General features: G+C 47.8%; 15 protein-coding genes and 1 pseudogene. 15 read left to right on the forward strand and 1 reads right to left on the reverse strand.

Going from position 1 to position 14,447, the window contains the following annotated elements; all coding sequences use genetic code 11:
• Nucleotides 1–134 (forward strand): annotated as a pseudogene (locus E5358_RS09555) (IS982 family transposase); the annotation flags it as partial.
• A gap of 313 nt (nt 135–447) precedes the next feature.
• Here E5358_RS09555 and E5358_RS09560 read toward each other — a convergent pair.
• On the reverse strand, nt 448–2,961 hold the full coding sequence (locus E5358_RS09560; protein ID WP_135939967.1) for an AMP-binding protein: 2,514 nt from the start codon (nt 2,959–2,961) through the stop codon (nt 448–450).
• A 593-nt stretch (nt 2,962–3,554) separates the two neighbouring features.
• Between E5358_RS09560 and E5358_RS09565 the strand changes: the two genes are divergently transcribed.
• The 14 genes from E5358_RS09565 to E5358_RS09620 all read left to right on the forward strand — a co-directional run bounded on the left by E5358_RS09565 (nt 3,555) and on the right by E5358_RS09620 (nt 14,280).
• Entirely contained in the window at nt 3,555–4,439 is an 885-nt protein-coding gene (locus E5358_RS09565) for an aldose 1-epimerase family protein (RefSeq protein ID WP_135939968.1), read from the forward strand.
• Nucleotides 4,440–4,580: 141 nt separating this feature from the next.
• Nucleotides 4,581–4,769, forward strand: coding sequence for a winged helix-turn-helix transcriptional regulator (locus E5358_RS09570; protein WP_135939969.1), 189 nt, complete (start codon nt 4,581–4,583; stop codon nt 4,767–4,769).
• Nucleotides 4,751–5,116, forward strand: coding sequence for an AlbA family DNA-binding domain-containing protein (locus E5358_RS15340; protein ID WP_277821241.1), 366 nt, complete (start codon nt 4,751–4,753; stop codon nt 5,114–5,116). Before E5358_RS09570 ends, E5358_RS15340 begins: the two co-directional genes overlap by 19 nt.
• Before the next feature lie 108 nt (nt 5,117–5,224).
• Nucleotides 5,225–5,362 carry a hypothetical protein gene (locus E5358_RS15345; protein ID WP_277821242.1) on the forward strand — a complete coding sequence of 46 codons (138 nt, stop codon included), beginning with the start codon at nt 5,225–5,227 and terminating at the stop codon, nt 5,360–5,362.
• Complete coding sequence (locus tag E5358_RS15350) at nt 5,331–5,972, forward strand: ATP-binding protein (protein WP_277821243.1); 642 nt, start codon at nt 5,331–5,333, stop codon at nt 5,970–5,972. The genes E5358_RS15345 and E5358_RS15350 overlap by 32 nt, the downstream gene beginning before the upstream one ends.
• A 28-nt stretch (nt 5,973–6,000) precedes the next feature.
• Complete coding sequence (locus E5358_RS09580; RefSeq protein ID WP_168354628.1) at nt 6,001–6,948, forward strand: nucleoside recognition domain-containing protein; 948 nt, start codon at nt 6,001–6,003, stop codon at nt 6,946–6,948.
• A gap of 55 nt (nt 6,949–7,003) precedes the next feature.
• On the forward strand, nt 7,004–7,894 hold the full coding sequence (locus E5358_RS09585) for a cell division protein FtsX (protein WP_422121073.1): 891 nt from the start codon (nt 7,004–7,006) through the stop codon (nt 7,892–7,894).
• A gap of 52 nt (nt 7,895–7,946) precedes the next feature.
• A complete protein-coding gene (locus E5358_RS09590; RefSeq protein WP_135939971.1) occupies nt 7,947–8,180 on the forward strand; it encodes a DUF3098 domain-containing protein in 234 nt (77 codons plus the stop codon).
• A gap of 39 nt (nt 8,181–8,219) precedes the next feature.
• The gene (locus tag E5358_RS09595; RefSeq protein ID WP_135939972.1) at nt 8,220–9,017 is read left to right on the forward strand and encodes an undecaprenyl-diphosphate phosphatase; all 798 of its coding nucleotides are present in this window, start codon (nt 8,220–8,222) and stop codon (nt 9,015–9,017) included.
• Between the two features lie 22 nt (nt 9,018–9,039).
• Complete coding sequence (gene truB / locus E5358_RS09600; RefSeq protein ID WP_135939973.1) at nt 9,040–9,840, forward strand: tRNA pseudouridine(55) synthase TruB; 801 nt, start codon at nt 9,040–9,042, stop codon at nt 9,838–9,840.
• Between the two features lie 14 nt (nt 9,841–9,854).
• The gene (gene queA / locus E5358_RS09605) at nt 9,855–11,036 is read left to right on the forward strand and encodes a tRNA preQ1(34) S-adenosylmethionine ribosyltransferase-isomerase QueA (protein WP_135939974.1); all 1,182 of its coding nucleotides are present in this window, start codon (nt 9,855–9,857) and stop codon (nt 11,034–11,036) included.
• 66 nt (nt 11,037–11,102) lie between these two features.
• The gene (gene folK / locus E5358_RS09610; RefSeq protein WP_135939975.1) at nt 11,103–11,522 is read left to right on the forward strand and encodes a 2-amino-4-hydroxy-6-hydroxymethyldihydropteridine diphosphokinase; all 420 of its coding nucleotides are present in this window, start codon (nt 11,103–11,105) and stop codon (nt 11,520–11,522) included.
• A 17-nt stretch (nt 11,523–11,539) separates the two neighbouring features.
• A complete protein-coding gene (locus tag E5358_RS09615) occupies nt 11,540–13,027 on the forward strand; it encodes a CCA tRNA nucleotidyltransferase (RefSeq protein WP_135939976.1) in 1,488 nt (495 codons plus the stop codon).
• On the forward strand, nt 13,024–14,280 hold the full coding sequence (locus E5358_RS09620) for a 3-phosphoshikimate 1-carboxyvinyltransferase (RefSeq protein WP_135939977.1): 1,257 nt from the start codon (nt 13,024–13,026) through the stop codon (nt 14,278–14,280). Before E5358_RS09615 ends, E5358_RS09620 begins: the two co-directional genes overlap by 4 nt.
• Nucleotides 14,281–14,447 lie beyond the last annotated feature (167 nt).

Genomic DNA, 14,447 nt, shown 5'->3' on the forward strand with positions numbered 1-14,447 from the left:
ATTCAAGGCACAGGTCTGTGCACAACTTCATAATGAACATCTGCTCCGCACTGACAGCATACTGCTTCTTTGACAACAAGCCGGAGGCTATGCCCGTGCATGTGGAGAAATCAAGCCAGATGGAGCTATTTTAAATGATTTCTTATCCCGAACTTGCGTAATTCGTGGGTTGCTACCCACGGCTACTTTCTTGTCACCGCTAACGCGGTGACAAAGGCAAGCTCGGTTTTGAAGAATAACCTTATAATATGCTAATACAGAACGACTTTACTGCTTGGTATTATTTTTTACCGGACAATAATAATTTGTTATTAAAAGGCACTGCCAACTGAAAATAACGACCTCCCCCGCTATCATGACTTGATGATAGCGGGGGAGGTCATTTTATGATGTATGCCACGGCTTTAGCATTATTTCCTGTGAGGCAATGCCGTGACAGATATGCGCTTAAAGCCTGTCATTGATGACTGTGCGTACCTTGTTGGCAAACTCATCGTAAGTTCCGGACGGCTTCACGATAGGGAGATACTCCACATCGATGTGGCTTGCCTTGATGTGATGCTTGCCACGTGGCAGAGCATCGTAAGCACCACGGATGCATACAGGCAGCACAGGGATGTCAAGCTCTACGGCGAGGATGGCAAACATCTTCTTGAACTTTCCTATCTCACCTGAGTGGGTGCGTGAGCCTTCAGGGAAAATCACCACGTTCTTGCCCTGTTTCAGCACCTGGGCGAGTTTCAGGATGGAGTTCTTGAGATTCTTGCGTTCCATGAGGATGATGTTGTTATGGCGTGCAAGATATTTCACAACAGGGTGCTGCACATGCTCCTCTGTGGCGTAGAAATAGTAGTCTTTTATCCTGGAGAAATCAACTCCCGACATTACGAGCGGTCCGTCCATGAAGCTCTGGTGGTTGGCTGCAAGGATGAACGGTCCTTTCTTCGGAATATTCTCTGTGCCTCGCACTTTCAGACTGTTATAGACCTTGAATGAGCCTTTGAACATCTTGCCGGCAACAGGCAGCATAGGCGATGTCTTTGGCAGTACAAGGTTCATCACAGTGTCATCGTTGAGCAATGTCTTCCAGTCGGTCTCCTCCATGACAGCCCTTGTCTTGTGGTGTGCGATGTGGTCAGCCATAGCCTTGATGTTAGGGAAATCAGCCATTTTGTCCGTCATCACGGTCATGCCGAAGCTCTGTTCTATGAAGCCCTGCAAGCTGACTTTGTCAAGGGAGTCAAAGGCAAGGTCAGTCTCGATGTGGGATTCCGGATGCACCGGTAGCTTCTTCTCTGCCTCGATGTATTTTTTCAGAATCATGAATTCCTCGGAATAAGCAACCTTCTCCGAAGGATTCTGTGTTTCTGCTGACGATGTTTTCCTTTCTGTGCACTCCTTTACAATGTCCTTGAGCTTGTACCTCTGAATCTTGTCCAATCGTGTCCTTGGGATGTCACCATGGTAGACAAGGATGCGCATCACCTTCTTGTAGTTCTCCACGGTAAGGTTGTAAGGTTCGATTACCTCGCGCTTCAACGTTTTCTCGATGTCACTGTCTGTCTTGCCCTCAGCCCACAGCTCCTGCGGCACTATTATGGCAAGGAGCATGTCGTCCTTTTCTGTCACGGCGCACTCCTTTACCTTGTCGGTGTACCTTTCTATATAGAACTCTATCTCGTTAGGCTGCACATTCTTGCCGTTGGAGAGGACAATGATTTCCTTCTTTCGTCCTGTGATTACGATACGGCCCTTTTCGTCAAAATGTCCAAGGTCGCCTGTATGGAGATATCCGTCCTTGTCGATTACCTCGGCAGTCTCTTCCGGGCGGTTGTAGTAGCCCGGCATGAGGTTCGGACCTTTTGCACAGATTTCTCCGTCGATAATCTTGCAGTCTACCGTCGGCAAAGGCAGTCCGGCACATCCCGGAACGATGTCATCGGGGCGTGTGAAGGAAATCATCGGAGCGGTCTCTGTCATGCCGTAGCCTTCGAGGACGTCAAGGCCGAGAGTGCGCAGTCCGATGCCTATTTCCTTGTCAAGGGCGGCTCCGCCACATACGCAGTAGTCGAGATAGCCGCCCATTTTCTTATGAACCGACTGGAATACGAAGCGTGACAGACGGCGGCTGTCAGCCTTGCGGCACATGTTGAACAAGCCGCGTGTGACAGCTTTCTCATCGATTTTCTTCTTTATGCCGACATATAGCATCTGCCACAGGCGCGGAACACCGATGAAGATGCCCACTTTTCCACGGCACAGCGTGTCCATAATGTCAGGACCTGTCATGGAAGGGCATATCGCCACGCCTCCGCCACACACTATCGGAGCCACGAGAGTGCCGATAAGCGGGAACACATGGTGCAGAGGCAGGAGAATCATTGTCCTGCGCTCGGTGTTGAAGATTGGCACATCCTTGGATACGCTGTCGATGTTGGCATAGATGTTCTTGTAGGTCAGCATCACACCCTTTGGCGAGCCTGTCGTGCCGGAGGTGTAGATGATTATGGCAACATCGTTTGATTGAGGGTTTGGCGTTAGCGATGATGTGTTGACAGGGGCACTGCTGACGCTTGCCTGCTCATGGTCGTCAATGATGATAATCTGCATTTCAACCGCTGCCTCGTCCATCGCTTTGCGCAGGGTCTCGACATGTGACAGTGATGTCCATACCGCGACAGGCTTGCAGTCGTCAAGTATGTATGCCACATCCATTACTGTCGCTGCGGCGTCAACCGGCACGGCGATGCACTTGTTCTGCCATACTGCAAAGAAAGCGTAGCCCCATCCTTCACGGTTCTCGCTGAAAATGACCACCTTGGGGACTTCGTTGACCATGGTCTGCCAATCCTTTCGTTTCGGTGTGTAGGATGCAAAGTGATTGATGCGCTGTGCCATCTCCTTATATGACACATGGTGCTCACCGGCGATGATTGCGGTTTGTTCAAGATTTTCTATCATTGTCTTGTCGCTGTTGATATGGTTGTTTTTATTTAGCGAATAGTTTGTTTTGGTCGCAAAATTACAAAAATTGTTCCAAATTTCTGTAAAACATGTTGCAAATTATATATTGTTAACAGAGAAGCGGTGCTTGGTTGTTGTTTTTGTGAAGATAATGCAAACCGAACGTGATGGAACTTGTTCCAAACTGCCGAGTTGCATCTTATATTATGCAAAGTTACATAAATATTTTAAATAAGGTGCATTCTTGTTGAAAAAATGATGCCGGGACTATGAATTTTTATTTATTTGCCCATGCGTTTGTGCCGTTTCGCCGATTACGCAAGGACAGTTGGCTTAATGTGCTGTGATTAAGGGCGTTGCGAAAGGTTACCTTTTACAAGGTGAAGTGTTACCTTTTGTATGGTTAACTGTTACCTTTCACCATGCAAAAGGTTACCTTCCGTATGCCAATCACTCCTTTTCGGCAAATAAATGAGTGGCAAAGTGAATAGTTTTCAGATATTTGCTGTGTTTTTCTGATAACTTTTTGTAACTTTGCAAAAGATAAGTGATTGGACTTTTTGCAGGCAAACGATATAATATTATAAGTCATGGAAATTGTATTGAAGAACGACAGACTGCGTGTTGTGGTGGACACACACGGAGCGGAAATAACTAAAGTTGGGCTTTTTGCCGACGGCAGAGCCGTGAAGGACTGCGTTTGGGACGGCAATCCTCGCTGGTGGAAGCGTCACACACCGGTGCTTTTCCCGATAGTCGGTGCGTTGTGGCATGGCGTCATGCGCCACAAGGGCTGCGAATATGCCATGGGGCAGCACGGTTTTGCGCGCGACTCGGAGTTTGAAGTGGTGGCAGCGACGGATGATTTCGTGGAGATGCGTTTGGCAAGTTCGGAGGAGACATTGAAGGTTTATCCATTCTGTTTTGAGCTTTCCATGAAGCATGAAATCTTCGCCGACGGCACGATTACGACCTCTTGGCGCGTTGCGAACACAGGTTCTGAGGAGATGCATTTCCAGATTGGCGGTCATCCGGCATATCTTCTTCCCGTTTCCGAGTCGGGAGGGTACGAAGGCACGGTGAGATTGTCCGGCGGCAAGCAGCCTTATCGTCTGACAACGATTGAGGCAGAGGGATGTGTCGCTCAGGGATATACTGCTTTTGAAGGGGATGTAATCACGATAGCTCCTGACACTTTTGCCCATGACGCTTTCATTTTTGAGACTCCGTGTCCAGACACTGTCACGTTGTGCGACGGCACCGGCAAGGAATTGCTTGTGTTCCGTGCCGACTGTCCTGCGCTTGGCATCTGGGCGCCGGGAAGAGACGAGATCGCCCCCTTTGTCTGCATAGAGCCTTGGTGGGGACGCACTGACCGTGTGGGCTACGAGGGTGACATCGCCGACCGCGAGTATATGCAGCACCTTGCACCGTCAGCTTCCGCAACAGGTTGTTGGTCAGTGACTTTTAAGTGAGTTGCCGGCATCCCTTTCTGTGCTTGAAGCAAATGTAAAACAAGATTCTTTTAGGTAAAGCGGACTATGGACAACTTTCTTTTTCAGCAACGAATACCAACAGAGAATAGATGAGCGACCGGAAAGCGACCAGAAAACAGTTTGCAAGAACAAGAGGAAGCCATTGTAGAACTTATTCAAGCCAACCCCTATATTTCCAGAAAAGAGATTGCCAGACAGTTGGATATACATGAAAGCAGTGTGAAACGCCGTCTGGCATCACTTCAGGAGCGCAATGTGATACGGCGTGTTGGTGCTGCAAAGGGCGGTTATTGGCAAGTAATAAAGTAAAAGAAATAAACAGGAACGAACTGAATAACACTTTACTGTGTGGAGAACGCATATCCTTGGAGTGCAAGAAAGCAAAGAATGAAGTCCCGAAGTCTGTTTGGGAAACTTATTCTTCGTTTGCAAACACATTAGGCGGTGACATATTGCTTGGTGTGGAAGAGCACTTGTCGGCTGAGGATAATGCCGGACGCTTTACTGTTGTGGGCGTTGATAATCCGATGAAGATAAAAACGGACTTGTGGAATACGATGAACAGTGACAAGGTCAGTTGCAATGTGCTTGTGGATGACGATGTGTCAGAGATAGATGTGGATGGCAAGGTTGTGGTTTGCATTCATGTTCCGTAAGCGGATTTCACACAACGCCCTGTATATATCAATGGCAATCCTATAAAAGGTTCGTTCCGCAGAAACCATGAAGGAGACTATCATTGCACGGAAGAGGATGTCAGAGCTATGATGCGCGATGCCAATGTGGAAGGCAACGACAGTATGCTGGTGGAGTACTATGGCATGGACGATATTGACCCGGATTCACTGCGCCAATACCGCACAGAGTTTCGTGTTCTCAACAGCGGGCATACTTCAGCATGAGGCTGTACGAGAAGCATTTACGAATTCCATTATCCATTCAGATGTGTTCTTGTCAGGCGGGGTTCTTCGTATAGACAAATACGATGACCGGCTGTGTTTCCGCAATCCGGGTATATTGAAACTTCCCATGGAGCAGGTTTACGCCGGTGGCAGTTCCAAGGCGCGTAACCCTAAAATGCAGAATATGCTCCGTATGATAGGCTATGGAGAGAACCTTGGGTCAGGCTTCCCTAAGATTCTTGCAGCATGGAAAGAGGCAGGCTGGCAGGAACCGTTGTTGGAGAACTGTTTGGAATTGGATGAGGTAAGGCTTACATTGTTCATTCCTTTTGTGGAAACCATACAAGACCCCATACAAGAAACTACCCAAGAAACTATACAAAAGACTATACAAAACTTGACAGAGCAGCAGCAAAGTATATTGTTATATGTAAAAAACAATCCAAACGCTACGCGGAAAGGGCTTTGTGAAAATATTCCCGGCGTGACAATGGGAGGAGTAATCTACAATCTCTCCCGTCTTCAGGAACTTGGAATTATTAAGAGGGAAGGAGGTCGCAAGCTGGGATATTGGAAAATCTTGGTTGATTTGAAGAATGGTGATGTTTAAGAAAAACAAAAGTGTTGAGATTATAGATATGTTTTCGACTCATAGAGTTTCGGCACAGTTTCGGTCTGCATTCCGTCCTGCTACAACGACGACGGTGTGGCTGTTGAAGATAATGCTGCCTATATCGTTGGTGGTGAGGATGTTGCAGTACTATGGCGTGATAGCATGGCTGGCGCAGTATCTTGATGTCGTCTTCCAATATATCGGACTGCCCGGAGCGTCAGCGATAGCATTCCTTACAGGTGCTTCGGTGACAACATACGCCGGTCTTGCCGTAATGCTTAGTATGGAACTAACCATGCGCGAGGCTACGATAATAGCGATTATGATGCTCCTTTGCCATGCCCTCCCGTTGGAGTGCGCGGTGGTGAAGCGTGTCGGCTCCAATCCTTGGGAAATGGCAGCGCTGAGAATCGTGGCAGCCTTTGCTGCCGCCTTGTTCCTGAATGCTGTGCTTCCGGAGATGACTAATCCATTTGTGGCTCATCCAGAGGCTGATGCAGAGGGGACGGTGTGGACTGTTATGGAGTTGTGGCTGCTTGCTTCAATGAAGCTATCATTGATGATTTACTTGCTGATTTACAGTCTCATGGTTGTACAGCGTCTGCTCAGTGAGTTTGGTGTTATGCCTTTGCTTGACAAACCGTTGCGTCCGGTGATGCTCCTGTTCGGTCTGCCGGAAAACTCAGCTTACCTTTGGCTTGTAGGTAATGTCCTTGGGATCAGTTATGGGTCGGCAATGATGTTGGATTTGGAGGATTCCGGTGCGATAACCAAGGAAGAGGCAAACGAAGTGAACTACCACCTGATAATGAACCATTCGATGCTTGAGGACACACTTGTGTTCTCGGCGGTAGGCATATCAGCGTTTTGGATACTTTTTGTCCGTATGCTCTTTGCCTTTCTTCTTGTTTGGAGCCGTAGACTTCTTGGATTGTCCTTCAGAAAATGCAAAACAGTCTCTAAAAAAGGTTAATCTCTTGCGCGCGTGATTTTTTTTGAGTAACTTTGCACATTATTTTGTAAATTGGATAAAAGTGGCAAAAAATAAACGCAAGAAGAAATATGGTCGTCATGGTGGCTTGCAGGTGGTAACACTGTGCATAAGCACATCACTCGTGCTCATACTTTTGGGTATGGTGGTTTTCTCTGTCCTCACGGCTCACAATCTGTCGAGTTATGTGAAGGAAAACCTTACCGTGACTGTCATGCTCAGTGAGGATATGACGCAGCCGGAAGCTCATAAACTTTGTGTGAAGTTGAAGCGCCGCCCTTATATAGCACATACGACATATATCAGCCCCGAGCAGGCTCTTAAGGAGCATGTGAAGGCAATGGGATCCGACCCTACGGAATTTCTTGGCGGCAACCCTTTCGTTGGAAGCATAGAGATGCAGATGAATGCCGATTATGCCAACAGTGATTCCCTGAAATGGATTACCAAAGAACTGAAATCCAACGCGAAAGTCACGGACATAACATACCAGAAGGACTTGATGGACCAGGTTAATGACAACCTGAAGAAGACCAGCATCGTGCTTCTTGTGCTTGCTGCGCTGCTGACTTTTGTGTCATTCTCTTTGGTGAACAACACTGTGCGCCTCAGTGTCTATGCACGCCGCTTTTCCATCCATACCATGAAGCTTGTCGGTGCGTCATGGGGATTCATCCGTTGGCCATTTATCAGGCGGGCTCTTCTCATAGGTTTGCTGGCAGGTGTTGTGGCGGATGTTGTCCTTGCGGCATGCCTGTATGGACTGTATACCGTTGAGCCGGGCATACTCGTCGTTGCCGATTGGGTGGTTATGGCAGTCACGGGAGGGGCGGTACTTGTCTTCGGACTTGTGATTACATCGGTGTGCTCTTCGCTTTCTGTCAACAAGTTCCTGAAAATGAAAGCCGGGGATTTGTACAAGATTTAGCATTAAGCCGGTAAATGTTTGTATTTGAGGTAAACAAAATAATTTTTTATACATGGATAAGAAAAATCTTGCATTCGGCAAAGAAAATTTCATAGCTCTTGGAATTGGCTTTGTTATTGTCGTCATCGGATTGCTGCTCATGTGTGGCAGCAGTTCCACAGTGGAACATTACAATGCGGACATCTTCAGTGTGCGTCGCATAAAGGTTGCTCCGGTTGTGACAGTAGTTGGTTTTGTATCAATAATTTATGCAATCATACGCAAGCCAAAAGATACAGTAGAATAGGGAAACGGCAAAAAAAACACATAACGCTAAAAAGAAACTATGGATTGGTTACAAGCACTTGTCCTTGGCATTGTCCAGGGACTTACGGAATATCTTCCTGTAAGTTCGAGTGGTCACCTTGCCATCGGCTCATACCTTTTCGGTATTGAAGGAGAAGAGAATCTTGCATTCACAGTCGTTGTTCATGTGGCAACCGTGATGAGTACTTTTGTCATCTTGTGGAGTGAGATAGCATGGTTGCTGAAAGGCATCTTCAAGTTTGAGATGAACGACGAGACGAAATACATGCTGAATATTGTTGTCAGCATGATACCTATCGGCATTGTCGGAGTGTTCTTCAAAGATACTGTGGAAGAGATTTTCGGTTCAGGACTGCTCATTGTGGGAATAATGCTGCTGTGCACTGCCACGCTGCTGACATTTTCCTATTATGCCAAGCCTCGCCAAAAAGCAAAAATAGGGCTTCGCGATGCCTTTATCATCGGTCTTGCTCAAGCTCTTGCCGTGATGCCGGGTCTCAGTCGTTCCGGCTCAACGATAGCAACAGGCCTGCTTCTTGGCAACAAGAAGGAAAACCTTGCACAGTTCTCTTTCCTGATGGTGATACCTCCGATACTTGGTGAGGCGCTGCTTGATGTGCTAAAGGCTGTCAAGGGCGGTGAGGCTTTTGGAGGGATAGAGGCATTGCCGCTTGCTGTCGGTTTCATTGCCGCTTTTGTCAGCGGATGCCTTGCATGCAAGTGGATGATAAACATTGTGAAGAAAGGCAAGCTCATCTATTTCGGAATTTATTGCGCGATAGCAGGAGCAATCACCATTCTGTGCAATTTTATCTAATACAATATTTATATAAAGCATAATGAACTTTCACGAAGGAGAGTATTTGTACATAAACAAGCCTTACGGCATATCCAGCTTCGGAGCTTTGGCACACATTCGTTATGTTGTGTCAAAGCATCTTGGTGTTAAGAGGGTCAAGATTGGGCATGCCGGAACTCTCGACCCTCTTGCCACCGGTGTACTGGTGCTTTGCACAGGCAAGAAGACAAAGGAGATAGAGTCTTTGCAGCTCCATACGAAGGAATATGTTGCCGGAGTGCAGTTCGGATGTACCACACCGTCCTACGACCGTGAGCATACTGTGGATTATACTTATCCGAAGAATCATGTCACACACCAACTTCTGGAAGAGACGCTGAAGACTTTTGAAGGTGACATAATGCAGGCTCCTCCGGTTTACAGTGCCATAAAGATAAATGGCAAGCGTGCCTATGAGTTAGGAAGGGCAGGCAGAGATGTGGAGATTGCTGCAAAGCCGGTGCATATAGATGAGATAGAACTTCTGGAGTTTGACGATGCAAGGAAATGGGCAAGTATACGTGTGGTATGCGGAAAAGGGACGTATATCCGCTCTCTTGCCAGGGACATTGGGGAAACAATAGGCAGTGGAGCCTATCTTACATCACTGTGCAGGACACAGTCCGGCAATGTCCGCATCGAGGATTGCCTGGACTTTGACCGGTTCAAAGAGTGGCTTTCGCAGCAGGAAATAGAGCCTTACCCTTGCGGAGACAACAATGGATATGCCGGTGGCGGTCATCCCAAGCACCGTAAGCGTAACGGAAAGAATGTAAAACAAAGAAAAGAAACAGGAAAATAATAAATCAACCAAATATGAAGTTAAGTAATTTCAAATTCAAATTGCCGGCAGAGCAGGTGGCACTCTATCCTCACATCGAGGAGCATACATTGAAATCAGGCGTGACATTCAAGTTGAAGCGTCCGGACCAGTGCCGTCTGATGGTTCTTCATAAGAAATCGCAGACAATAGAGATGTACCGCACGGATGCGGATGGAAATCAGCTGAAGGATGCTGACGGCAATCCGGAATATCTTCGCTTTGTGGACATTGTAAATTACTTTGATGAAGGCGACACATTCATTTTCAATGATACAAAAGTGTTTCCGGCACGTCTTTATGGCACAAAGGAAAAGACTGATGCAAAGATAGAAGTACTTCTTCTCCGCGAACTGAAAGAGGAAATGCGACTTTGGGACGTGCTTGTCGAACCGGCACGTAAGATACGTATTGGCAATAAATTGTTCTTTGATGAGTCCGGAACAATGGTTGCAGAAGTTATTGACAACACAACAAGCCGCGGACGCACATTGCGCTTCCTTTACGATTGCCCTCATGATGAGTTCAAGAGAGAGCTTTTTGCTCTTGGCGAAGCACCATTGCCGCGATATATCATCGACCCGGCTCTCAACGGAAAGCGTGAACGCCCTGTCACAGAAGAGGATCTTGACGATTTCCAGTGTGTGTTTGCAAAGAATGAGGGTGCTGTCACAGCTCCTGCAACGGGACTCCATTTCACACGCGAGGTGATGAAGCGTCTTGAGATAGCCGGCGTAAACACTGCATTCATCACGCTGCATTGCGGTCTTGGCAATTTCAATGACATTGAGGTGGAAGACCTGACAAAGCACAAGATGGATTCGGAGCAGATGGTTATTACAGAGGAGGCTTGTGAGTTGGTGAACAACACAAAGAAAGCCGGACATCGTGTGTGTGCTGTCGGTACAAGCGTTACAAAGGCAACTGAGTCTTCTGTTGGCACTGATGGATTCCTGAAACCTTTTGAGGGTTGGACAAGCAAGTTCATATTCCCACCGTATGAGTTCGGACTTGCCGACTGTATGGTTTCTAATTTCTATCATCCGCTGTCGACACTCATCATGAACGTTGCCGCTTTCGGTGGCTATGACCTTGTGTGGGAAGGCTATAAGAAAGCCCTTGAGCACGGTTACCGGTTCGGATGTTTTGGTGATGCGATGCTGATTCTTAACGACTAACCCACGGGGAAGGACTGCTTTATGCCGTCCTGCCTGTAGATTAGTTTGACAGAAAACGAAGTTAGTATGGCACATGCTGTCTATCTCGGATTGGGAACAAACCTTGGTGACAAGGAGCATAATCTCCGTATTGCCATAGATAGGATAGGGGAGAAGGTCGGCGCTGTGGTGCGCCGGTCTTCGTTCCTTGTGACAGAACCTTGGGGATTCTGTTCCGACAATACGTTTGTCAATGCTGTTATAATGGCAGAAACACAGTTGTCGCCAATTGAAGTCCTGCATGCCACACAGCAGATAGAACGTGATATGGGCAGGACGATGAAGTCTGTCGGCGGAGAATACCATGACAGGGTGATAGACATTGACATACTGCTTTATGATGACATCATATTGGAAACGGAGGAACTCACTATTCCTCATCCGCTGATGTATGAACGTGATTTTGTCATGACACCTCTTAGGGAAATCATGGCAAAGAAAGAATAAAGAAACAATACTGATATATGAAACTATACTCTGACGACGAACTTGCAGAGAAACTTGACACTCCAATCTTTCATCTTGTTGGTGAAACTGCCGATGAGTTAGGATTGGAGTGTTATGTCGTTGGTGGATATGTGAGGGACATATTTCTCGAACGCCCGTCAAACGACATTGATGTGGTTGTCGTAGGCAGCGGAATCAGTGTGGCACAGGCTTTGAAAGACAAACTCGGACGGAAGGCGCACTTGTCTGTGTTCCGGAATTTCGGCACTGCACAGGTCAAGTTCCGCCAGCGTGTCGAAGAAAATGGCACAGAGAAACCGACATATAAGGAAATCGAGGTGGAGTTTGTTGGGGCGCGCAAGGAAAGCTATCAGCGCGGTTCACGGAAACCGATTGTGGAGGACGGCACACTTGAAGACGACCAGAACCGACGTGACTTCACAATAAACGCTCTTGCAATCTGCCTCAACAAAGAACGCTTCGGAGAACTTGTTGACCCGTTTGACGGCATATATGACATGGAGGACGGAATCATACGAACTCCATTGGACCCGGACATAACATTCTCCGATGACCCTTTGCGCATGCTGCGCTGCGTACGTTTTGCGGCACAGCTGAACTTCTTTATTGACGATGAAACTTTCGATGCTCTCGAACGCAACCGTGACCGGATAAAGATAATTTCCGGTGAGCGCATACAGGAAGAACTGAACAAAATAATGATGACACGCACACCGTCAAAAGGCTTGATGGATCTTCATAGGTGCGGTCTTCTGCAGCTTATACTTCCGGAAGTGTCAAACCTCGACATCGTGGAGACCAAGAACGGAAGGGCGCACAAGAACAATTTCTACCATACCCTCGAGGTCTTGGACAATGTCGCGCATGCCACCTCGGGTGCTGATGCTACCGAAATGGCTCTGTGGCTCCGCTGGAGCGCGTTGCTTCACGACATCGGAAAGCCAAAGTCAAAACGCTGGGAACAGCCAATGGGCTGGACGTTCCACAATCATAACTATCTCGGTGCGAAAATGGTTCCGGGAATATTCCGCAGGCTTAAGCTGCCAATGGACATGAAGATGAAATATGTCCAGAAACTTGTTGACTTGCACATGCGCCCTATTGTCATTGCCGATGAAGAAGTGACCGACAGTGCCGTGCGTCGTCTGATAAGTGATGCCGGAGACGACATCGATGACCTCATGACCTTGTGTGAGGCGGACATAACCTCCAAGAATGAGGTGCGGAAAAAACGTTTCCTTGATAATTTCAGACTTGTGCGCGAGAAACTTGCGGATTTGAAAGAAAGGGATTTCAGGAGATTGCTGCAGCCTGTCATCGACGGCAATGAGATAATGGAAATGTTCCACCTTACTCCGTCGCGTGAAGTGGGAGCGTTAAAGCAAGCGTTGAAGAATGCCGTGCTTGACAATGTCGTGCCCAATGAGCGTGAACCTCTCATCGAACTTCTTATGAAGAAGGCAAAAGAAATGAAATTGGTATGAAATACAGAATATCTGCTCCAAACATAATAAAGGCAGACGTGAAACTGCCATCGTCAAAGAGCATCAGCAACCGTGCACTTGTCATCTCTGCCATGGCAGGTGATGTCAGTCGGTTGGAAAACCTTTCCGACTGTGACGATACAGATGTCATCGTGCGCGCCCTGAACGATATGCCTGAGACCATTGACATCAAGGCGGCAGGAACGGCAATGCGTTTCCTTACCGCCTATCTCAGTGCTTTGCCCGGAGAAACACATGTCCTTACAGGGACGGAAAGGATGAAGCACCGCCCGATAAAGATTCTTGTCGATGCCTTGCGCCGCCTTGGTGCACAGATAGAATATGTCGGCGAAGAGGGCTATCCTCCGCTTCGCATCACCGGCAAGAAGCTCCCGGGCGGCAAAGTGTCCCTCCCCGGAAATGTCAGTTCGCAGTATATATCCGCCCTGATGATGATAGGTCCATTGATGCAGGACGGTCTCACACTGATGCTTGAAGGCAGCATTGTCTCTCATCCCTACATAGACCTGACATTGTGCACCATGCGTGATTTCGGTGCGGAGGCAGACTGGACGGGCGTTGACACGATAGTTGTGAAACCGGTGGAGTACAAGCCCTCTCCTTATTATATAGAGAGTGATTGGAGCGCAGCAAGCTATTGGTACCAGATGATGGCAATGTATTGCAACGAGGATTGCCATGTCAACCTTCACGGAGTCATGGACGGTTCGCGTCAAGGTGACTCGCAAGTGAAATACATATTCTCAATGCTTGGTGTGAAAACAAAATTTGAATCGACTCAGAAACTTGTCCCTACGACGGCTGCACTCACTTGCCATGACCGCACGCTGCCACGTATGGACTTTGATTTCACCCACCAGCCTGATCTCGCACAAACACTTATCGCAACCTGTTGCGCATGCAATATCCATTTTTATTTCCGCGGGCTTGCTTCCTTGAAGATAAAGGAGACGGATCGCATAGAGGCTATGAAGACAGAGATGCGCAAACTCGGCTTTGTGCTTCATGATTTCAACGACTCAGAATTGCGTTGGGATGGTGAGCGGTGCGAAAGGGAGGCTGATGCAGTGATGGAGACTTACGACGACCACCGCATGGCAATGGCGATTGCGCCGATGTCGATAATCCTCGGGTCGCTGACGATAAACCATCCGGAAGTGGTCAGCAAATCCTATCCGCATTTCTGGGAAGACCTCATGAAAGCAGGCTTCCGCATAGAGGAATTGGACTGATGCCGTCGCGGTGTGCGTCATTGCATTCTGCACACCACAGCAGACGAGCTGGCGGAAGGTGACCTTTTGCAGGATAAAGTGTCACGTTTGACCATGTAAAGTGTCACACTTTGCCCTGTGAAAGGTCACCTTCGGCATTTATGGCAAAAAGATGACTGTCCGACAGG

The organism is Palleniella muris, assembly GCF_004792655.1.
In the GTDB taxonomy this organism is placed as follows: domain Bacteria; phylum Bacteroidota; class Bacteroidia; order Bacteroidales; family Bacteroidaceae; genus Prevotella; species Prevotella muris_A.